21 protein-coding genes and 1 tRNA gene are annotated in these 21,669 nt (G+C 43.2%); 19 read left to right on the plus strand and 3 right to left on the minus strand.

Annotated elements, in window-relative coordinates:
* The first annotated feature begins 11 nt into the window (after positions 1-11).
* The 7 genes from PIL01S_RS05470 to PIL01S_RS05500 all read left to right on the plus strand — a co-directional run bounded on the left by PIL01S_RS05470 (position 12) and on the right by PIL01S_RS05500 (position 5,846).
* Positions 12-92, plus strand: a tRNA-Leu gene (locus PIL01S_RS05470).
* A 223-nt stretch (positions 93-315) separates the two neighbouring features.
* Positions 316-1,098, plus strand: coding sequence for a cupin domain-containing protein (locus PIL01S_RS05475; RefSeq protein WP_127536635.1), 783 nt, complete (start codon positions 316-318; stop codon positions 1,096-1,098).
* Positions 1,099-1,190: 92 nt separating this feature from the next.
* Complete coding sequence (locus PIL01S_RS05480) at positions 1,191-1,637, plus strand: carboxymuconolactone decarboxylase family protein (RefSeq protein WP_127536636.1); 447 nt, start codon at positions 1,191-1,193, stop codon at positions 1,635-1,637.
* Between the two features lie 35 nt (positions 1,638-1,672).
* Positions 1,673-2,602: a sigma-70 family RNA polymerase sigma factor gene (locus PIL01S_RS05485; RefSeq protein ID WP_127536637.1), complete on the plus strand. Its 930-nt coding sequence runs from the start codon at positions 1,673-1,675 to the stop codon at positions 2,600-2,602.
* A gap of 258 nt (positions 2,603-2,860) precedes the next feature.
* Positions 2,861-3,544, plus strand: a complete 684-nt coding sequence (locus PIL01S_RS05490) for a DUF1361 domain-containing protein (protein WP_127536638.1) — start codon at positions 2,861-2,863, stop codon at positions 3,542-3,544.
* Between the two features lie 713 nt (positions 3,545-4,257).
* Positions 4,258-4,740, plus strand: coding sequence for a hypothetical protein (locus PIL01S_RS05495; protein ID WP_127536639.1), 483 nt, complete (start codon positions 4,258-4,260; stop codon positions 4,738-4,740).
* A 77-nt stretch (positions 4,741-4,817) separates the two neighbouring features.
* The gene (locus PIL01S_RS05500) at positions 4,818-5,846 is read left to right on the plus strand and encodes a serine hydrolase domain-containing protein (protein WP_127536640.1); all 1,029 of its coding nucleotides are present in this window, start codon (positions 4,818-4,820) and stop codon (positions 5,844-5,846) included.
* 96 nt (positions 5,847-5,942) lie between these two features.
* On the opposite strand, the gene PIL01S_RS05505 is transcribed toward PIL01S_RS05500, so the two are convergent.
* Positions 5,943-6,965 carry a serine hydrolase domain-containing protein gene (locus PIL01S_RS05505; protein ID WP_127536641.1) on the minus strand — a complete coding sequence of 341 codons (1,023 nt, stop codon included), beginning with the start codon at positions 6,963-6,965 and terminating at the stop codon, positions 5,943-5,945.
* A 184-nt stretch (positions 6,966-7,149) separates the two neighbouring features.
* Here PIL01S_RS05505 and PIL01S_RS05510 point away from each other — a divergent pair, with 184 nt between their 5' ends.
* From PIL01S_RS05510 to PIL01S_RS05525, 4 genes are all read left to right on the plus strand, one after another.
* Positions 7,150-8,217, plus strand: coding sequence for an ankyrin repeat domain-containing protein (locus tag PIL01S_RS05510; protein WP_371859918.1), 1,068 nt, complete (start codon positions 7,150-7,152; stop codon positions 8,215-8,217).
* A 304-nt stretch (positions 8,218-8,521) separates the two neighbouring features.
* Positions 8,522-9,826: an SPFH domain-containing protein gene (locus PIL01S_RS05515; RefSeq protein ID WP_127536642.1), complete on the plus strand. Its 1,305-nt coding sequence runs from the start codon at positions 8,522-8,524 to the stop codon at positions 9,824-9,826.
* A complete protein-coding gene (locus tag PIL01S_RS05520) occupies positions 9,826-10,557 on the plus strand; it encodes a hypothetical protein (RefSeq protein ID WP_127536643.1) in 732 nt (243 codons plus the stop codon). Before PIL01S_RS05515 ends, PIL01S_RS05520 begins: the two co-directional genes overlap by 1 nt.
* A gap of 19 nt (positions 10,558-10,576) precedes the next feature.
* Complete coding sequence (locus PIL01S_RS05525; RefSeq protein WP_127536644.1) at positions 10,577-10,981, plus strand: hypothetical protein; 405 nt, start codon at positions 10,577-10,579, stop codon at positions 10,979-10,981.
* A gap of 237 nt (positions 10,982-11,218) precedes the next feature.
* Here the strand turns inward: PIL01S_RS05525 and PIL01S_RS05530 are convergent, their stop codons facing one another.
* Positions 11,219-11,941, minus strand: a complete 723-nt coding sequence (locus PIL01S_RS05530) for a hypothetical protein (RefSeq protein ID WP_127536645.1) — start codon at positions 11,939-11,941, stop codon at positions 11,219-11,221.
* 181 nt (positions 11,942-12,122) lie between these two features.
* On the opposite strand from PIL01S_RS05530, the gene PIL01S_RS05535 reads away from it, so the two are divergent.
* Both PIL01S_RS05535 and PIL01S_RS05540 read left to right on the plus strand, forming a co-directional pair.
* Positions 12,123-12,695, plus strand: coding sequence for a cupin domain-containing protein (locus tag PIL01S_RS05535; RefSeq protein WP_127536646.1), 573 nt, complete (start codon positions 12,123-12,125; stop codon positions 12,693-12,695).
* Between the two features lie 152 nt (positions 12,696-12,847).
* On the plus strand, positions 12,848-13,528 hold the full coding sequence (locus tag PIL01S_RS05540; RefSeq protein WP_127536647.1) for a hypothetical protein: 681 nt from the start codon (positions 12,848-12,850) through the stop codon (positions 13,526-13,528).
* A 140-nt stretch (positions 13,529-13,668) separates the two neighbouring features.
* Here PIL01S_RS05540 and PIL01S_RS05545 read toward each other — a convergent pair whose 3' ends face one another.
* Positions 13,669-14,553 carry a LysR family transcriptional regulator gene (locus PIL01S_RS05545; protein ID WP_095286386.1) on the minus strand — a complete coding sequence of 295 codons (885 nt, stop codon included), beginning with the start codon at positions 14,551-14,553 and terminating at the stop codon, positions 13,669-13,671.
* Between the two features lie 112 nt (positions 14,554-14,665).
* On the opposite strand from PIL01S_RS05545, the gene zwf reads away from it, so the two are divergent.
* The 6 genes from zwf to licT all read left to right on the plus strand — a co-directional run bounded on the left by zwf (position 14,666) and on the right by licT (position 21,542).
* A complete protein-coding gene (gene zwf, locus PIL01S_RS05550; protein ID WP_127536648.1) occupies positions 14,666-16,189 on the plus strand; it encodes a glucose-6-phosphate dehydrogenase in 1,524 nt (507 codons plus the stop codon).
* 32 nt (positions 16,190-16,221) lie between these two features.
* Positions 16,222-16,887 carry a fructose-6-phosphate aldolase gene (gene fsa, locus PIL01S_RS05555; RefSeq protein ID WP_095357317.1) on the plus strand — a complete coding sequence of 222 codons (666 nt, stop codon included), beginning with the start codon at positions 16,222-16,224 and terminating at the stop codon, positions 16,885-16,887.
* Between the two features lie 72 nt (positions 16,888-16,959).
* A complete protein-coding gene (gndA, locus tag PIL01S_RS05560; protein WP_127536649.1) occupies positions 16,960-18,378 on the plus strand; it encodes an NADP-dependent phosphogluconate dehydrogenase in 1,419 nt (472 codons plus the stop codon).
* Between the two features lie 308 nt (positions 18,379-18,686).
* Entirely contained in the window at positions 18,687-19,790 is a 1,104-nt protein-coding gene (locus PIL01S_RS05565) for a metallophosphoesterase (RefSeq protein WP_127536650.1), read from the plus strand.
* Between the two features lie 155 nt (positions 19,791-19,945).
* The gene (locus tag PIL01S_RS05570) at positions 19,946-20,386 is read left to right on the plus strand and encodes a hypothetical protein (RefSeq protein WP_127536651.1); all 441 of its coding nucleotides are present in this window, start codon (positions 19,946-19,948) and stop codon (positions 20,384-20,386) included.
* A gap of 313 nt (positions 20,387-20,699) precedes the next feature.
* Positions 20,700-21,542, plus strand: a complete 843-nt coding sequence (gene licT / locus PIL01S_RS05575) for a BglG family transcription antiterminator LicT (protein WP_127536652.1) — start codon at positions 20,700-20,702, stop codon at positions 21,540-21,542.
* Positions 21,543-21,669: the final 127 nt, after the last annotated feature.

The raw sequence follows: 21,669 nt of genomic DNA on the forward strand, positions 1-21,669 counted from the left end.
TAATACGATATGCGCGTGTGGCGGAATTGGCAGACGCACTAGACTTAGGATCTAGCGTCTTTGACGTGGGGGTTCAAGTCCCTCCACGCGCATCTCAGCATTGACAGAAAGGATCTAGAGTATAAGGTTAATTACCTTCACTCTCGGTCCTTTCTGTGTATAATCAGAACCCTTGAAATGGCTCAAGGTTTTTTTTATGTTTATATTTGCCCCGAAATCGGCTCCTGCAAAATTGGGCTCACGCATATATGCCCAGGGCATAAGCTGGCGTATAGGTTTTTACCTAAACCATGAGCGAAGGGCAGGCGTTAACTTTTGGCGACTTCTTATATGGATTATACGTTACCAACCACACAGTTCACGTATGATGTGAACCAGAATCAATTGTTCAAAAAGGATGAAAATAACTACATCAATTCCCTATCCATTAAACAGTTAAATACATTGGGGAATGCATCCCTGTTGGATATTTATTTGAGTACTGGCAATGTCGTTGAACCTCACATACATCAAAATGCAACAGAACTGGTCTATTGTATTAGTGGTTCTGCTGTCGTATCCCTCATTAACCCCTTTACCAACAAATTATTAAACTTCCCTATTAGTCCTGGCCAGGTAGCGAATGTTCCCCAAGGCTGGTGGCATTATGAAGTTGCAACGGTTGATCAGACTCACCTGCTGGCCATTTTCGATGCTCCGGTCCCAGAAGCGATATTTGGTTCAGACATTCTGCGTCTGACGCCTGCGAGTGTGCTGGCCCATACGTATTGTCTGGATGAGAACAAGGTGAAAGAGACTTTAGCTCCTATTCAAAAGACGGTATTCATTGGACCGCCTGCAGATTGTGCAACTCAAGTGTCACCAGCTGACGATAACATGCCTAAACCAAACAGCCAGCCGAACGTCCAACCAAACATCCAACCAAACGTTCAGCCTTATGTACAGATGCAATACGCGCCAAGTCCGGAATATATTTACCCCGATTCAATGAATCCAACGTATGGGCATAATCCAAATGCTGCTTATGTACCAGCAGAGTCCGAATATATGCCGTACACTGTACAGCGTCCTATTATTGGTAATGGTTGGAGATACTAATTATATTTCATAATTTTTTTTTGAAATGAATGTCACAGATTCATCTGTTCATTTGTCTTCAGTATGTACACTACAATACGGAGGCGAATGAGATGACTTTGAGAATGAATTACAGAGCAGCGAATCCCGGGGCTTTCAAGGCATTAATGGCAATGGAGCAGTTTATATCGGGTCAATTTGAAGATAAAGTATTATATGAACTGTTAAAAATCAGAGTTTCACAAATCAACGGCTGTGCTTTCTGTCTTGATATGCATGCCAAAGATCTGATGAAGCTTGGTGATTACGCAGATCATATCCTGCTGCTTAGCGTTTGGCGCGAAACTCCTTTATTTACGGAAAAAGAGCGTGTTATGCTTGAACTGGCTGAAGCTGTGACCCGAATTTCTGAACAAGGGGTTTCACTGGAATTATACAATAAGGTCCGGGAACACTTTAGTGAAGAAGAACTGGTAGATCTGGTTATGGCGATTAATACCATTAACAACTGGAACCGAATTGCAATCACGACAGGCATGTATCCAGGCTGCTTTAATTAAAAATTTCAAATACCGCTTCCAGAGGAGGCCTTCATATGAATCCTGATAAACTCACCACTGAACCGGAAGAGTCTTCTCTGGAAGTTGGTGAACTGTATATCCGTTATAAAGCTTATGCGTTCTCCATTGCTTATCGAATGCTTGGGAGTGTTGTGGAGGCAGAGGATGTCGTACAGGACTGCTTTGCAGGGCTGCATAGCAAATCTGACGAGGTTATCCGTAATCCCAAATCCTACATTGCCAAACTTGTAGTAAATCGAAGCCTGAATCTGCTGAATTCCGCGCGCAATCAAAGAGAACACTATGTTGGTGAGTGGCTTCCGGAGCCGATAGGCGAGACAGTGGATCTGCCTGAGCAAACCTATGAGCAGAAAGAAATGATCTCCTATGCTTATATGGTACTGCTGGAACGTTTGACGCCCGTGGAGCGGGCTGTATTTGTACTTCGAGAAGCCTTTCAGTATGAGTACCGGGAGATTGCTGATTGGCTTGGCAAAACGGAGAGCAATTGCCGACAAATTTTTAGTCGGGCCAGACGTAACCTGCCGGATCAACTTCCGGATAAGGTCCAGACCACCACAGATGATGCTACTAAAGAAAAATTGCTCGCACGTTTCACGACTGCCTTTCTTGCTTATGATGTGACGGCCATGCTCGATCTGCTCTCTGAACAACCTGTATTCACTGCTGACGGTGGTGGGAGGGTACATACGGTGATGAGAACGATGAAGGTTCACAAGGGTGTCCTAGCTCTTCTGACTTCACGGCGTGTGCTTACCCGATTAAGGGAGCGGGAGTGGGTGCCAACGATTATCAATGGAGAAGTCCAGGTTGCACTCCTGAACAATGGTGAGGTAAGCGAAGTCATATGCCTTCAGTCCGACTTGTCCGGTCAACGAATTGAGGCCGTTTATCTGGTTGTGAATCCAGATAAATTGAAGACCATTGCAGCAGGAAGTCATTGAACGGCAACGGAGAAGAAGAAGTGAACAATTAAAAGCGGCTTGCTCCTATTAACGGAACAGCCGCTTTTGTGCTATGCAAGTATGGATTCCAGTATCGGCATAATGTTTTTCAACGGACCTCATAGTAGTACCGAACTCAGATAAATTTGATTCTCGCGGAGTACGTGGTATGATCCTAATGTGGTGATTAATTCAATTTTTAGGTTGAGCATGGAAGGGATCATTCGCAATTTTCGAAAATAAGTGAGGTAGGCACTATTGAGACAGCTGAATTATTTTAAAGTTTTTATTTTCCTAAGCTTAGTTACTGTGGTGACAGTAGGACTGTACTTTGCAGCTGCTGATTGGCTGGACCAACGTTATTACCGATTTCTCATCTGGAATCTCTTCTTGGCTTGGATTCCTTTTGTTTTCTCTTACATATCATATGGCTTCAGTGTATCGAAGTGGAGAGCTGCTCCATGGCTTGCGGTGGCAAGTGGGCTCTTATGGTTGCTGTTTTTCCCGAATGCGTCTTATATCGTAACGGATCTTGTTCATTTGACGGCGCGAAGCTCCCGTTATTATGTTGGCAGCGGTCTGGATTACAAGTACTGGTACGATCTGATTGTCTTGTTGATGTTTGTCTGGACAGGTCTGCTGCTCGGTTTTTTGTCCATGTATCAGCTCCAGGAGGTCATACATCGAAAATTGGGGAATGTGGCATCATGGGTCTTTGTATTGGCGGGTTGTGCGTTGGGAAGTTACGGTGTCTTGCTAGGTAGGGTCTACCGACTCAACAGCTGGGATGCACTAACTAACCGTGATACGCTGTTTAACTTAATGATAGAAAGTATCAGTCGTCCATCGCTTGCATTTTGCTTGTTTTTTGGCGTATTTATTCTTACCATCTACGTGACGCTGTATTATCTCGTTAATGCAGAGTCTAAATATAAAATGTGATTATTAACTATCTGGGCTTTCTTCAGATGTCGAGAGACAAGAAGATATTTTCATTAATGTCGCTAATCTAGCGGCTTTTTTATTTTATCGGAAACATTCAACCAGAGGGCAGGATATTTTAGTGGTAAAAAAACAAACAAAACCATAAGAAATAGCGTTTATTAAATGACATGTTTCTAAATAAAGCTATACTTGGAACGTATGGGTTATTAAACTAAGTGAGGTGAATATATGAAAAAGTTATTGTCAAATAACTTGTTTGTTTATTTGGGATTTTTACTAATAATGATCTTAGTCTTTATATTTGGGTTAAAATATCAACAATATTTACAGTTAGAAGCTCAGAAGACGTATCAACTTCAAGCTAGTATTGTTTTCTCTGTCCTATTTCCAATGTTCATTGGCGTATTACTCGGTTTGATAAGATTATTAGATTTAATGCGAAAGCCTGGAGAATGGAAAATAAATTGGATTAAACTCTGTATATTCGGCATACCTTCACTCTATGTCTCTTTAGTTCCGCTGTTGTATTGGTCTAGTCTACCTATTTCTTATTATGATTTAACCTTGGGTTATCTATTGATCACTTCTGGAACAACACCTCATACCATATGTGGGCTTATATTCGGTTTTTTATTATTTTACGTCATCGAAAGGAAGGTCATAGAAAGATAGAATCGGGAATATCTAAGTGGTGATGAAAAGAGGAGAGTATGAAAAAATCAGACTGGTTTAAAGTAATTTTAATATTCTCACTGCTCGGGAATTTGGCGTTTTTTCAAAATCATGAACGTGCAGGCAGGAAACAAGAAATTAAAAATGAATTATTGAATTCTTCCATTTACAGAGATCTAGCTCAACTTGAAGAGACGATACAGTACCAAATCGATCATAATTGGCAAAATGAAACCCTTGTTACAGAGAAACTTGATGATGCCCTTGATTCTATTCTCTTAAATCATGGAATGGAGGAAGACAATTATAAAGATGATACGTTCTTGGAATTGCTCGACTACTTGGATAAGTTCAAGTATAGTGAAGAACTTTTTGATGTGAGTTTAAACGATGAGCAGCGTGCTAATTTCATTTATTTAGGCGAGAAACTCCGTTCAAACGGGTGGAGCTTTGAAAAGGGGTTTGATTTAAAGTGGGATGTATTTGAAACAAAAGTAAAGGGGCTTATAGCGGAATCATAATAGGATAGAGAAAAGCTACATATTGGGGAGATATGGTGTTAAGAAAAGAAATGAAAAAGAAGATAGGTGAATAATAAATGACCAATATAATGGATGCAGCACGTAAAGTGGAAGAACTAATGGATTCTAAGGATTTTTCAGGTGTAGTTTTGTTAAGACAAAACGGACAGACACTCTTGAATCTGAGCCGGGGATACGCGAATCGCAGCGATGAGCTTTTCAACCAGATCGATACCCGATTTGGAATTGCATCAGGGTGCAAAATTTTCACGGCAGTGAGCATATGTCAACTGATTGAACAGGGCAGGCTGTCATATGAAACAAAGCTTGTGGATGCATTGAATATTAATTTTTCTCTGTGGAACAAGGAGATTACCATTCATCAATTGCTAACGCACACCTCAGGCATACCGGATTACTTTGACGAAGAGGTCATGGAGGATTTCGCTGAATTGTGGAAAGAGCGGCCCGTCTATTCCATGCGGAATGGGAGCGACTTTTTACCGATGTTCCAGCATCTGCCGATGAAGTCAGCTCCGGGTGAACGTTTCCACTATAATAATGCGGCATTTATCGTGTTAGGCTTAATTGTGGAAGAACAATCGGGGCAACCTTTCACGGAATATGTACAGGAACACATTTTTAAACGTTGCGGAATGACGAATTCCGGTTATTTTTTGACCGATCAGCTTCCTCGAAACACAGCAATTGGATATATCGACAACGAGGATGGAACCTGGAACACCAATATATTCTCAATCCCAATCAAGGGCGGGGCCGATGGTGGGGCGTATACAACAGCACCTGATATGATTCGTTTCTGGGATGGACTGTTAACTTATCAGTTATTGAGTGAATCGACAACACAACATTTGATTACACCTCATGTTCATGAAGAAGGCGAGACTTACTATGGACGTGGTGTTTGGGTTGATCAAAAAAATGAAGGGATATTCAAAATACATGTCATGGGATTTGATCCTGGCGTGTCGTTTATGTCTTCGGTATACCCTGGACATGCTGCACAACTAGTTGTACTCTCCAATAAGGAGTCAGGTCCCTATCCTATAACGCGTGCAATTGAAGAGACACTTTTTGAGGTGTAACGAAGTGAAAATGTACGCGAGCAACCCCAACCGATCGGAAAATATCCGGTCATGGTTGGGGTTATACGGGGTTACATATTAACTGATAGATGCGGTTTACAATAGGCTAAGTAACTGTGGAGCGATCAATCTAGGGAAAACATCCAGAGGAGGCTTTTCCTTTTTTCGCTTGTCGTTCGTCAGGACCGTAACAAGCTCAAGCTCAGGAACAATGTATACAAACTGACCGCCGAATCCACGGGCGTAATAATAGTCAAGTACAGTTAAGTTTCGGTCAGAACTGTTAATGGAGGTGGAATCTGACTCCGAAGATTGTTTACGTTCTTCACTATATTCAGATCGTTCATCCCTCTTGCAAGTATCGACCCACCAGTGCCAGCCGTAGCTCCCACGATTCGGTGGTGTCACGGTAATGAATGCTTCTGTGGAACGGTTAACCAGTTCACTTGAAATCAAACGCTCACCATGCCACATGCCTTCCTGCAAAAAGAGCTGACCGAATTTCAGCAAATCATCGGGCAGCATCTTTAACCCGAAGCCTCCTGTATGTACACCCTGAGGATCACACTCCCACTGATACTCCGTAATCCCCAATGGACCAAACAAATACCGTTCAGCGAATCCGGCTACACTCATTCCAGTATGCTGCATTAGAATGGCCGCAAGTATTTGCGATACCCCCGAATTGTATTCCATGTGTGTTCCGGGTGTATGACTGAGACGTTGTTCCAACGCAAAGTTCACCCAATGCTCCGTGCGTGTCATACGTGGAAACGAATTCTGTCCACCAAACTCATCCCAGTTGAAGCCGGCTGTCATGGTGAGCAGCTGTTCCAGAGTAATTTGCGGTTTGCGGGGGTCAGGATCTGAAACCAGCGCCGGAAAAAAGGCAGACAGTGGAGTAGATGCATCTGGCAGCCAACCGTGATCCATAGCGATACAGATAAGTGCAGACAGCACGCTTTTGGTGCAAGAATTAACTTTGGCGATCTGGCTTGCTGCTTCCTTATTGCGATAATGCTTGTATATGCTCTCCCCTTGCATGCTGACGAGACAGCTTCGCAGATCCAATGACGGAATATGTTGTTGAAAAATAGATTGTACGGATGAAGGATTCATAATGTTCCTTTCTGAGGCTGTTTATAAAATAGGTGTTCATAATATTAGCATAGGAAAGTGCTGAGCTCAAATGAAGTAAAGGAGATGAGATCCATTTAGGCAAAAATATATATCGAAGTTATAATAGAGTAGATGCTTATAAGTAGTTTTCATATCAATATATACCAACTGGGAGGGTACACCTGTGTTCAAAATTGGAAGTCAAGGAACGTTTGAAACGCTGCCTGATTTCGCCATGGCGATCTATAAGGGAGACACTGCTGCCGTAGAAGAAAAGATCAGAGAGGGTGTGGATCTGGATGCACCTATCTCTCTCAGCAAATACATAGCATTGACACCGCTTGATCTTGCTTTGATCACCAATCATCAGAAGATCATAGAGTTATTCGTAGAGAACGGCGTCAATCTCAATATGAAGGATAAACCATCTATTCTTACCGCAGCCAGATATGGCGGAGAAGAGGTCGTCCGGTATCTGCACCAAAAGGGTGCGAAGTTGACTGGTTTAAACAAGGTGAAATCGAGTGCGTACGATGAAGCCTATTACGGCAACAAAAAGAATATAGCTGTACTGAACGAGCTTGGACTGGACATTCGCAAATATGGTGGGAAAACATTGCGCACAGCAGTGTCTGGCCATGATATGAGAACGATACAGTACTTGCTGGATGAAGGGGTAGACATTAACTATAATGAACCGGATATGGTGTACCCTTATAGGCCAACCCCGCTTACTGTTGCTGCTCGTAACAACAATATGAAGATGGTTCAATTTCTCGTGGAACAGGGGGCAGATGTGACCATCCAGGAAAAGGACGGGGAACGGGCATACACGATTGCGGTTAGTCAAAAAAATGACGTGATGGCCGATTACTTAAAGGCTCGCGAACCGAAGGAATTCCATGACTTAAGTAACAAGTTGCATGCGTTAAAGCCTTACAAGCTGCCGAAGGAACTTGTTCATTTTCTTAAAGAAGGACCGCGGAGAGTGGAATTGCCTGATAACGAATCAGGGATTACATATGTAGATTTCTTTAGTCTGTTAGATACTGTGGAGATGAAGATGGGCAGACAGAAACTGCTTCGTTTATCTGCGGATGTAGATCAATACTCCCATATTCATCTCGTCTGGAATCCCAGTAAAAAGCTTATTGGTTACGTTGATTTAGAACATCAGGAATATGCAAACCTCGGAACGTTTGATGCATTTATAGGGGAACCTGTACCATTTATCGAAGCGATTTTAAACTAGAAGACATTATGTATACTTTTCATAACGGAACGACGAAATTACATTTACGCGTCTTTTGCATTCTAAATGCCTAAAGGCGTTTTTTTGCCTGGAGCAGAAATAATTTTTTTAGGAAAAACAACACGGGAAAAATGAACTATTTTGATGCGAAAAGAGGTTAGAAATGGTAAAATAGCAATGCTTAAACAAGAATTCCGTAGAATAATATATAGTCGTTTTAACTAGTTCGTTTAATAATGAGATTTTAGAATCATAGTCTGATTGAGCTTTTGTAGTAATCATATACTGAAGTGAGGAATTGAACATGGCAATTATTGATGTAATTAAGTATGATGGCTCACCCGATGTGTTTGCCTGGAAGCATCCAGAGAACGAACTGGGAACTTGGACCCAACTGATTGTGAATCAGTCACAACAAGCCATACTTTTCAAGGATGGGAGGGCGCTAGATTTATTCGGTCCAGGACGCCATACGTTAAGTACCGCCAATATTCCGATTTTAAACCGGATTGTTAACCTACCGTTCGGTGGGAAGTCACCTTTTGCAGCAGAAGTATGGTATGTAAACCAAGTAAGCGCTCTGGATGTCAAATGGGGAACAGCGAATCCGATTCAGATTCAAGACCCCAAATATAACATTATCGTTCCTGTAAGGACTTTTGGTCAGATGGGAATCAAAATTGCTGATTCACGCAAATTTCTGGTCAAGTTGGTAGGAACATTGCCTGAATTTAACCAAATCAATCTGGTCAATTATTTCCGCGGGTTGATCATTATGAATATTAACTCCATGTTGTCTTCCTACTTAGTACATAGAAAAGTTAGTGTCTTGGAAATCAACGCCTATATCGCAGAAATATCCCGACATTTTGCAGATACAATAGCTTCAACATTTGATGAGTTTGGCATCGAATTAATTAATCTGTATATACACAATATCAATCTGCCTGAAGAGGACCCTTCCGTCATCCGGTTGAGGGAAGCACTGGCACGCAAAGCCGAGATGGATATTATCGGATACACCTATCAGCAGGAACGCTCTTTCGATACGCTTGAAGGGGCAGCCAAAAATGAAGGAAGCATGCAGTCCGACATTATGGGTGCAGGGCTTGGAATGGGTATGGGTGTTGGTCTCGGAGGTTCCTTCAGCAGTGAAATGTCCCAAATGTCACGGGTAATGTCTACTACTGAAACGCCACCCATGCATATGTGCGAGCACTGCCACCATCCGAATCAGGAACAAGCCTCTTTTTGCAGTAAATGCGGTAAGTCTTTGAAAAAGGAAGCAGCCTCAACGGATTGCAACAATTGTGGACATTCATTACAAAAGGGGACCAAATTCTGTCCTAATTGCGGTGACAAATATCATGCATGCCCTTCGTGCGGAGCAGATAATCCGGAGACCGCTGTAGAATGTATTCAGTGTCATCAGCCCATGCCAAGTCCTTGTCCAAAATGTAGCCACATGAATTCTGGAAACACCAAATTTTGCGGCAATTGTGGCACCAATCTGGCATTAAAATGCAGTCAATGTCAGCATGAAGTGAAACCGGGTCAGAAGTTCTGTCTGGATTGCGGACACAATCTGCAAAAGGGGGGACAGGTCTAGTGACTACGAAACAAAGTAACTTCCTGATTTTAAATGCGATCTATCTGATCTGTATCGTGGTAACCTCTGTCGTTTCATTTACGATATTCAATGATGCGGTAGGGTCTGTTGCATTTTGGATCAATCTGGTCGCTTCCTACGTCGCGATTACCGCTATCTGGATATATGTACGTTATATCATGAGCAATTTGGAACAGGTTAAACGGTTTGTGCCTGGTTATACAGCATTGGGTGTAGTTGCAGTCATGTACCTCCTTTGTGTAGTCTTTTACTCTCTATTCACAAGCATAGCTCATCTTTCATTTCGCTTATTCACGTTAGTACATATCGTAACATTGGCACTGGCATTGGTTCTGTGCGGCATTATTATAATTTATATTCGAAATACGCAACGTCAGGAAGCAGGCATGCAAACGAAAATGGTAACACTGCAGCTAATCGAAAAAGCTCTTCAACAATTACATCATACGCTGGGAAATCCTCTAACAGCATCAGTGGATGAGCAGAGGAGAGATGTCAAATCTCTCATTGAGCTAGTAAGATACAGTGATCCCATTACTCCAGATTCACTTATATATAACGATCACCAAATTTTGCTGGATATTGAATTAATGAATAGTGAAATTGCCACGGGTGAAGGGGTTAACAGCGAGCGGCTTGCTGGGCAATTATCACAATTAAAACACCGGTTAACTGAGCGGAATCGACAATTAATCGCTAGCAAATCATGAGTTTTCAGGAGGAAAAGCTGTGAAAAAATTTTTCGGGATCATCTTAATTTTGATTTCATCGCTAACTATTCTTTTCTCGCTGTTTTTAGTATCAGAAGGCACGGATGTTGCCGTCATTAGTACCATTATATTCTTTGTACCTGGTGTTATCGTGCTTGTTACGGGGATTAAAATGTGCAGTAAACCGAAGTTTCACTCTCACGCGTATGCCGCTGATACTTATCACCACCACTCCAATCATGATGAGTATTATGAGGAAGAATATGATGAAGAGTATGAACAATATGAACAATATGAAGATGAGTTTGAGAAACCCCAAGAGGCTGTTTCGGTAAATTGCCCCGGATGTGGAGCCAAAGCAAAAGTATATCCGAATATGTCGACAGAATGTGAATACTGTGGAACGACAGTTCGAATATCCTGAAGCGAAAATCTATCCTAAACAATCAACAGATTATGAGTATTGTGGAACAACGCTGCGGGCATCTTGATCTGGCTCGACTGAAGTGTAATTCAATTCTATAGGATAAAGTTTGCGTACAAAAACCTAAATTAGAATATTATAGGCATTCAAAAACGCCTCAGACCTCATTTCCATTCAGGTCGGGGGCGTTATTTATATTGCAGTCTGGGCTATAAGAGTGCTAGAAAAGAAGTTTTATCAGGGTATCCCTTGATCATGGACGATACCAATAAGGATGTGGTCCTGACCGATCTGCTCAAATACCAGACGCAGTGTATGCCAATCTTTTCCCTCGGCGTCTGTGCCTTTAACATGGAATTCAACGAAATCATGATTGGCCTCAGGGTATATCTCGTGTAAATTACCAGGATGAGCATCTTTGCCAAGAAGAACATTTACAGCGTTTTCGCCATCATGAATAAAGTCCTTGTTATACACATATTTAAGATGATAATCTGCATAGGTCATTTTGATTTTGTCATCGTCCATATCAGGTAGTGTTCGCCATACATATCTGGTAGGATCTCTCAGTAGGTTGCTAATCTCATCTGGTGTGAACACCAGATCATGGACTGGGTCAATGTTGGCAAAAGGGGAGAAGCGGACTCCATCCGCTGAAGCCCATGAAGCTACAGTCTCCATGTCTTTTTCTGAAAGAGCTTTAATAATACTTGTGGATGCTTCGGTAACGGACAGTGGTTGACGCTCCTGGGATTCGACGGGCTTCTTGTTAGTTCTGGCTCCTTGTGATAATGCTTCACCTTCCGCCGCTGGATAGCTTTTCATCTGGATTTCCTGTCGTTTCTGCATGTTCTCTGAGGTTTGAATCTTCGAACGCTCCTCAGGAGCTGAACTATAGGCCGCCAGAGCTAAAGTGACGATGATCCCGAGTGCAAGATATGTGATTGTATTCCACTTCAAATGATAACCCCACCTTTCCGTCCTTATATGTTCTTACCCGCATATACGCCATGACTCACAAGAAAATAAAGATAGACCAAGGAAGAAAGATATGCACCGCCCCCTTTAACAGCATGATCTCAGCGCTCCGGGCATACATTACAACAATGAGATGTTCGCCCATAAGGAGGAAAAAATTAGCATGATCAATCCGATTTTGCAAATCCCGAATATTCAGCTCGCGGGTGATTCCACTGCTGTACTGAACTATCAGCGAGATCCGCGAAATTATGTTACGCAGTTATTCGGGGAACAACTGCCCACCATTCAAAATGGCTTTTTCAATGTACACATGAGCAAGGGGATTATTGTTCAGCCTCACTGGCATACCAACACGACGGAAATGATTGTCCTGATTAGTGGAGAGATTACTACATCCGTATTTGATCCCTTTTCCCGCAGGCGGATTAATTATCATTTGAAACCCGGTCAAGTCTCCATTTTCCCCAAGGGATGGTTCCACTGGTTTGTGGCAGATACGGACGATGTTCACTTGCTGACCATCTTTGATCAGCCCACTCCTGATATTGTGCTGGGGGCAGACTTCCTGGCTGCAACACCTCCTGAGGTGGCGCATAGAGCCTACTGCATTGACGAAGAAGCTTATGCCCAAGCGGTTGCATCCATACAAAATGATGCGATCCTGGGACCGCCAATTGGTTGTGTGGAGTCCGTTTCGGACCAAGTGAACCCAGCATCTAAAAGCAAAGGATGACTTTAGTTTCATTTCAGATCATGGCGAAGCCTGTGACCAGAATACACGTCTGGTTACTGGCTTTTGTTTTGCACAAATATACACAACCAAGTTTCTTGGTTAATATAGATTTAGCATGTAATCACACTTAGGGTTTACGGAGGGGAACATGGATGACGACAATGGATATGGTATTGCTGGAAAAAGCGATGAGTTATGCGCCCATTCTGATGTTTGATCAGAACGAACCGTTTTATCCGGATCTGGTTGGTATTTCACTGCTCGAGAAACCTGGTCCTTCACCTTCGTTTAGGCGTGAGATCCTTTTCCCGGTTGAGGCCGTGCAATTTGTGATTGAGTATGCGATATGGTGGGATTATGAGATAGGGCACCTGTATGAAATGGAACATGTATGGATCTATGTGGGTCATGATGGAGAGGTAGTGGATTGTGAAGCCAGTTTTCATGGTAAAGTGCTGCGCGGGATGCTGAGGGATCGGGTGAATATGGTTGATCGTCACGTCTGCCTCTATTCACAGCCAGGTAAGCACGCGTTCTCCCCGCTTCCTGTCGTGTTTGAGCTGCTTCCCGATTTGTATTCCTCTGCAGGTATCCAAGCCGGATGTGACGGCCTATTGGTAAACGACTTGTTCCAAAATTATTATGAGACCAATGAATTCATTGATGCCCGGGTAAGGAAATATCTCCAGACCAAAGCCTTTGTGCCGACAATGCTGTTTGAGGAGTATATACTTGGACCGGAGAAGTTTATCCTATGGGACGAGTTATTTGAGATAATTCCACATCGAATCAAGAGCCGTCTGCTGGAGCTGGAGCAAATGTTTGGAACATAATGAGCTTTCTGCAGCGCAAAGTTTTACAAGAGTACAGCAATAAATAAAAATAACTAAAGCAATAATCGCTATCAAGATCAATAATAAGTGCTTCTTTTCCTAATCAGGAGTAGAAGCACTTATTTGTGTTAAGGATTTATTTAACTTTTAAAAATGAGATCCATAAATCGGTTGGCCGCCAGGGAAATAGGCATGTTCCGTTTGGTCATAATCCCCACATGTGAAGGGGGAAGAGGGACATCGAGCTGAATTTCAAACAGTGAACCTTCTTCCAGCTCCTTGGAGATAAATTCACGGGTTACATAAGAAATACCCAATCCCCGCCGTGCGAATTCAATGAGCAGATCAACGCTTCCGACCTCAATTTCAGGCTTCAGTGTGTAACCGTAGCTATTAAACAATTCCGTTATGGCCATACGAACCCGGCTGTTCCGCGAGAAGAGAATAAGCTGGTGCTCAAGCAGCATATCCAGTGTCATCACTTTGTCCTTCAACTGAGCATAACGTTCGCCCGCGACGAAGCAATCCTTGAGCTGTATGCTTTCACGGACCTCCAGCTGTGGATCAACAATCGGCATCCGTACAACACCGAGATCAATTTTGCCCTCTTTCAGAAACGTAATGACTTCCGGCGTTGTCCCATGACTTAGATGCAGCTTAATGTTGGGATAGAGGGTATGGAATTCTTCCAGGTAAGCAAGCATGTAATGTTTGAACAAGGAGTCACTGCCGCCGATTCGAAGCTCTCCACTGTCCAGACTTTTCAATGCAGCCATTTTCTCTTCTGCTAGAGAAATCAGAATCTGGGATTGTTCAATATAGGAATATAGGCTAACGCCTTCCTGCGTCAATGCCACCCCTTTGGAATTCCGATAAAACAATGTAAGGCCGAAACTTTCCTCCAGCTGCTTGATGGCATGGCTGACACTGGGTTGAGTGATATAGAGTGCCTTGGCAGCTTGAGTCAAACTTCCGGTTTTGGCAGCCCAGTAAAAGACTTTATATAACTCATAATTTGTTGTCATAGATATTGTCTATAGCTCCTGTGAAATATATTAATTACTTGTATGGCTATAAAACGTATTATAGTGTAACTACAGAAAAGAAACCAGAGTTACTTGGAAGGAGAACGGTGAAATGGAACCAACGAGCATTATTTTATTTGGTGCTACTGGCGATTTAGCCAAAAGAAAAATATATCCTGCCTTATACAATTTATATATTGAGCAGAAACTTCCTGAAACCTTCTCACTGATTGGCCTGGGCCGCAGAGAATGGTCTGATGAATTTTTTCAGGCACAAGTTGAAAAGTCATTGAATGAATTCTCTAGACGCAAGCCGGATCCAGAACGTGTGAAGTCATTCGTGCAGGCTTTTCGATACAATGTATTGAATATTAGCCATAAGGAAGATTATATACAGCTGTTAAAATTGGTTGAACAGAGAGAAGCAGAGCTGGGCATTCCGTCCAATCGCCTGTTCTATCTGTCTGTCGGCCCAGAATTCTTCGAACCGATCGCCGAAAATATCCAAAGCAGCGGACTTGGATCCACTGAAGGCTGGAAGAGACTCGTAATTGAGAAACCTTTCGGTCATGATCTGCAATCGGCCCGTGATCTTAATCACAAACTGAGTGAGGCATTCACGGAAGAAGAGATCTATCGGATTGACCATTATCTCGGCAAACCAATGGTACAGCGTTTGGAAACCTTGCATCAGAGCAATCCGATCATGAAAGCATTGTGGAACAACCGTTACATCTCCAACGTGCAAATCACGGCTAACGAGACTGTTGGCGTGGAGGAACGTGCTTCTTACTATGATCATGTAGGAGCCGTGCGGGATATGTTCCAGAATCACATGCTGCAATTGCTCATGATGATGGCCATCCAGCTTCCATACAACAGCACGACCGAAAAGGTTGGGCAGAAGAAAAAGCATATTATGGAATCGATCGAGCCGCTGCAGAAACAAAATGTGGGTGCAAGCGTGATTCGTGGACAATATGCTGAAGGATTCATCCAAGGCAAAGCGGTAAGCGCGTATGCTGCCGAGCCGGGCGTTGCCGAAAATACAATGAACGATACCTTTATAGCTGCGAAATTGCAGATTGATGACTTCTTCTGGCGCGGGGTTCCATTCTACATCCGCACAGGTAAACGAATGAAGGAGAAATCAACACGTATCGTCATCGAATTCAAGGAACCGTCTGGTCAATCAAATGCAGCGAAGAGCAATGGCTCTAAGCCAAACCTGCTTGTCATTGAAATGAGTCCTGATCAAAGCATGACACTTCAGCTCAATGCGAGCGACCCTCAGAACAAAGGGGAATTCAAGCCGGTTCACATTGATTTGGCACCTGATCGGGAAGATCTGGCCGAAGCATATGAGAACCTGATTCGTGACGCGCTCCAAGGGGATCCAACGTTCTTCGCTCATTGGGATGAAGTTGAATTGTCCTGGGCTTGGGTTCAACCAATCTTGGAGGCATTTGAGGAAAATCTGCTGCCGCTTCATCTCTACCCTGCAGGTAGCTATGGTCCTGTGGAATCAGACGAGATGCTTGCTGCCGAAGGTCATCACTGGTGGTTCGATGAGCCGTCAGAACAATTCGCTGAAGATGCACTGGCTGCACCACTCGCTGTAAATTCAAACTTGTAATTCAAAAAACAAATTAACTGGAGGGTTTTAACATGAAATTTTTCATCGATACAGCAAACTTGGAAGACATCAAAAAAGCATACAAAATCGGCGTCCTGTCCGGTGTAACAACTAACCCATCATTGGTAGCCAAAGAAGGCATTAAATTTGAAGATCGCATTGAGGAAATCTTGCGTGAAGTACCTGAAGTTGAATCCGTATCTGCAGAAGTAACACCGGATGCCCTTACAGCTGAAGAAATGATCGCTCAAGCGAACGAACTGATCAAAATCAACAATAACGACAAAAACATTACAATTAAGCTGCCAATGACACTTGCAGGACTTGAAGCTTGCCGTTACCTCACCAAAAAAGGTGTGAAAACCAACGTAACGTTGATCTTCACTGTGAATCAGGCACTCCTTGCAGCACGCGCAGGCGCTACTTATGTATCTCCATTCCTCGGACGTCTGGATGATATTTCGGAAGATGGTGTTCAATTGGTTGCCAAAGTAGCTGAATTGTTCCGTACACATAACCTGGATGCTCAAATTATCGCAGCTTCCGTAAGACATCCAGACCACGTTACACGTGTAGCTATGGCTGGAGCACATATTGCTACGGTTCCATTCTCTGTCATTGAACAAATTTCCAAACACCCACTGACGGATCAAGGCATGGATAAATTCGCAGCGGACTGGAAAAAAACAGTTCAATAAGGGTAACTTCTGATTAGCGAATTCAATCAGACTAAACGTTTCCTATAAAACAAAGAGCATGGGGAGGACATAATGAGTAAACAACAGATTGGTGTTATTGGACTTGCAGTAATGGGCAAAAACTTGGCCCTGAATATCGAAAGTAAGGGATTTTCCGTATCGGTGTTCAACCGTTCGCCGGAGAAAACGAATGATCTTTTGAAAGAAGCTGAGGGAAAAAACCTGACTGGCGCGTTCTCCATTGAAGAGTTCGTGGCATCCCTGGAATCCCCGCGCAAAATTCTGATCATGGTTCAAGCCGGTAAAGCGACTGACGCGACGATTGAACAATTGCTGCCTCATCTGGATGAGGGCGATATCATTATTGATGGAGGTAACGCCTACTTCCCTGATACCCAGCGCCGCAGCAAAGAGCTGGAAGCGAAAGGATTCCGTTTCATTGGCGCTGGTGTATCCGGCGGCGAAGAAGGCGCACTGAAAGGCCCAGCAATCATGCCAGGTGGTCAAGAAAGTGCATACGAACTGGTTGAACCGATTCTGACAGCGATCTCTGCCAAAGTTGGCGATGATGCCTGCAGCACATACATCGGACCAGACGGTGCCGGACACTACGTCAAAATGGTGCACAACGGTATTGAATACGGAGATATGCAGTTGATTGGGGAAGCCTACCACCTGCTCAAATCCGTTCTGAATGTTTCCGTTGAGGAACTGCACGAAATCTTCACAGAGTGGAATCAAGGCGAACTGGACAGCTATCTGATTGAGATTACGGCGGATATCTTCTCCAAATACGATCCGGAAACCGGCAAACCGATGGTTGACGTTATTCTGGATGCGGCCGGACAAAAAGGTACAGGCAAATGGACAAGCCAAAGCGCACTGGATCTCGGCGTACCATTGTCCATGATTACGGAATCCGTATTCTCCCGTTTCCTGTCCGCGATGAAGGACGAACGTGTAGCTGCGAGCAAAATCCTGAATGGACCGAAAGCTGAAGCGTTCTCCGGCGATAAAAAAGCGTTCATTGAAAGTGTACGCAAAGCATTGTTCGCAAGTAAAATCGTATCCTATGCACAAGGCTTTGCCCAAATGCGTGCGGCTTCCGACGAGTATGGCTGGGATCTGAAATACGGTAACATCGCGATGATCTTCCGCGGCGGCTGCATTATCCGTTCACAGTTCCTGCAAAACATCAAAGAAGCTTATGACAAAGATGCAGAACTCAAAAACCTGCTTCTGGATCCATATTTCCAAAATATCGTTGAATCCTACCAGGATGCTTGGCGTGAAGTTGTAGCAGCTGCTGTAAAACAAGGTATTCCGGTACCTGGCTTCTCCAGCGCGCTTTCCTACTACGACAGCTACCGTACAGAGCGTTTGCCTGCAAACCTGCTGCAAGCGCAACGTGACTACTTCGGTGCTCACACCTTCAAACGTGTGGACAAAGAAGGTTCATTCCACTTCCAATGGATGGATACAAACGAGTAAGATCTGTTGATTCAATGTACTGAACACAACAAGCAAGCATGCTTGCATCGTTTAGAAGTGTTATATTCTAGACGAATGCAGGCATGTTTTTTTTATTTTAACTAGGTACCATACTACTCAATATTATCAATTGCGAGTGGTTGGAATTTAATCATTCCCAAATTGTAATAAAATGTACGTATCTATGCTGGTGAAGGTGATGCCTCGACCCTGCAAACTGCGTTATACTGGTTCAGACAGACTACTAGTTATGGTTTGTTTGGTGTAAATTCAGCAATCAACTTACTGACGTGGAGGTTAACCGGAGCATGTTCGTATTGGCAGGCATTTTGTTTTTGGTGGTATACGGTTTATTGGTGTTTTACATAGGTTGGAGCGGCTGGAGCTGGATGAAGCCTGTCGTGTCAGCCAGATTTCGATGGTTCTATATTGTGGCCCTTGTATTTCTTGCAGTTTCATTCATTCTGGCCCGGCTGTTTGGAAGTATATCCTTCTTAAGTGTAATTGGTTCTTACTGGCTTGCAATTTTTTCGTTGCTGCTGCTGATCTTGCCCGTTATCCATTTAACATTGTGGTTGCTCCGATTAACGCGGATTCCCAGACATCACACGCAGAAGTGGGCGGGTGTAGTTACTTTGGTGTTACTTCTCTCTACGATGGCATACGGGATCTACAATGCGTATAGTCCAGTCGTCAGAGAGTACAGCATTCAGATTGATAAAAAGGTGGAAGGAATCGACAGTCTCAACGTTGTTATGGCTGCCGACATGCATTTTGGGCTTCTATCAGGACCGGCACATGCCAAGCGCATGGTGGAGGAAATTAACGCTTTGAAGCCTGATTTGGTCCTCTATCCCGGTGATATTATCGATGACAATCTGGACATGTACCTGGGTAGTGGCATCGCAGATATTATCAGTGGTATCCAGGCGCCTTACGGAGTCTACGCTTCATTGGGCAATCATGACAAGTTCGACGGTCCGATTGAAGATCTGATTGCTGCGCTGGAGAAGAGCAATATGCAGGTTCTCTACGATGATAAGATCATATTGGACGACAAAATCACTTTGATTGGACGGAAAGACAGAACGGAAGACGATCGTGCTGAAGTGGCAACGTTGATGCAGGATACCGATCTCAGCAAGCCGGTGCTGATGATGGATCATCAGCCGTATGATCTGGATATAGCGGAGCAGAATCATGTAGATCTGGTTGTGTCCGGTCACACCCACCGTGGCCAGATTGCACCAGCTCAATTCATCACGCAGGCGATCTACGAGAACGATTGGGGTTACTTGCAAAAAGGTTCGATGCATTCCATTGTGACCTCGGGTTATGGCTTCTGGGGACCGCCAATCCGCACGAGCAGTCGCTCTGAAATTGTTCAGATTCATGTGACATTCCAACAATAATAGTAAAAGGCCCTTCAAAGGAAGGGTCTTTTTTTATGGAAGTGTCTTTGCTTTAAGCAAACCAAAAGCATCTAACCTGTGTTTATATAAATAGAGCTTATATATTTCGGAAACTAGGATATTAACATACATACTTCTAAGAAAGAGATGATCAGTTGAACACAAAAAGACATTCCCGAATACGAAATCGATTAGTGCGCGTCATGGGTCTGATGTTGGTTATATTGGCTGGCTATCTCTACTGGATTAGAGACCAGTCCCAGATTCCTGAAGTTGCTTTTGAGACGATTGAACTTGCTCAGGCACCACTTGAGGTCATGGAGGTAATTGAAGACGAAGCGGGCAAAGCCAGAAAATTTGAAGTGTTAGCTGCTGAGCATGAGGGGTGGATTTACGTCTATTATGGCATTGATGAAATTGAATATTCTACTGTAGATGTGAAGTTAACGGAGTTAAAGAAACAGTACCTCGCAGAAATAATTGTATTAAATGCAGTAAGCGAAGAATGGATTAACAGTTATAAGCTCGTACGATTTCAACCGTTAAGTGACAAGCCTTTGCTTACTGAAGTAAAAGATGATACCCGAATGAATTAGAATAACCAGTATATATTAATAAGGTTTCACACCACCGTTCGATGGCAATACTCTATAGGGGTAAACAGGTGAAATACCTGATAGGAAGTAAATCGCTAAGTTTAAAGCCCTAATAAAAAGGATTTTTCTATGTAATTATCCGATGCAAATAAGACAGTGGTAGCATTTTTGGTTGACACCGTTTTCAGGTTGTGATAAATTATACCCGAGGCTTGTTACCGGTAATGCGGGCAAAACCACTATGGAAATGATTTTATTATTTCTATTTTGGTTTTGCCCTTTTTTAATCCTCAAAAAAAACGGGTGGTCCAAAATGATTATTAAACAGATATTTAATAACAATATTGTCAGTACCGTGGATGACAAAAATCAGGAACTGCTGATCCTCGGCCGGGGTATCGGGTTTAAGTTCAAAGTCGGTGATGAAATTGATGAGGAACGGATAGAGAAAGTATTCCGTCTTCAGGATGCATCGATCTATGAGAAATTTAAGTCCATCGTCACAGAAGTGCCGATTGAAATTCTGCAGGCAACGGATGATATCGTAACGCTGGCGCGTACGCAACTGAATAAAACCATCAGTGACGGGATCTATGTCTCGTTGTCGGATCACATTCATTTTGCTGTCCAGCGAATGGAAAAGGGCATGATTACAAGGAATCCGCTTTCCTGGGAAGTGCAGCACTTTTACAAGGCGGAGTACGATGTCGCCCGAGAAGCGCTCACGCTGCTCAAGGAAAGACTGGATATTGATTTTCCCAAAGATGAGATTTGCAATATTGCACTGCATTTCATTAATGCGGAAGTCAATGATTCCATGAATGATGTGACTCATCTCATGCAGCTGCTTCAGGAAATCATGAACATTATCAAATATCACTTCAATGTCGAGTTGGATGAAGATAGCGTTAACTATTTCCGTTTCATCACACATTTGAAGTACTTCTGCCAGAGAGTCATCACGCATTCAACTCATGATGATGCAGAGGAGTATTTATACGAGGTGGTTCGGAAAAACTATCCGGAAACCTTCAAGTGTATCGGCAAGATCGAAACGTTTATCCATAAGAATTATCAATACGACATGACACACTCGGAACAGTTATATCTCACGCTCCATCTGGAGCGGTTAATGAAAACCAAGCGAGAAAATTAGATGTTAACTGAATATCCCATGGGCTTGTTACTGTTCAATCAGGCAATACCCGAATGAAATGACGCGCACATGACGTGTCGTATTCGTTCGGGTATTTTTTATTGGAAAATATGAGGAGGAAAACATC

Origin of the sequence: Paenibacillus illinoisensis NBRC 15959 (assembly GCF_004000925.1) — a bacterium.
Taxonomy (GTDB): domain Bacteria; phylum Bacillota; class Bacilli; order Paenibacillales; family Paenibacillaceae; genus Paenibacillus; species Paenibacillus illinoisensis.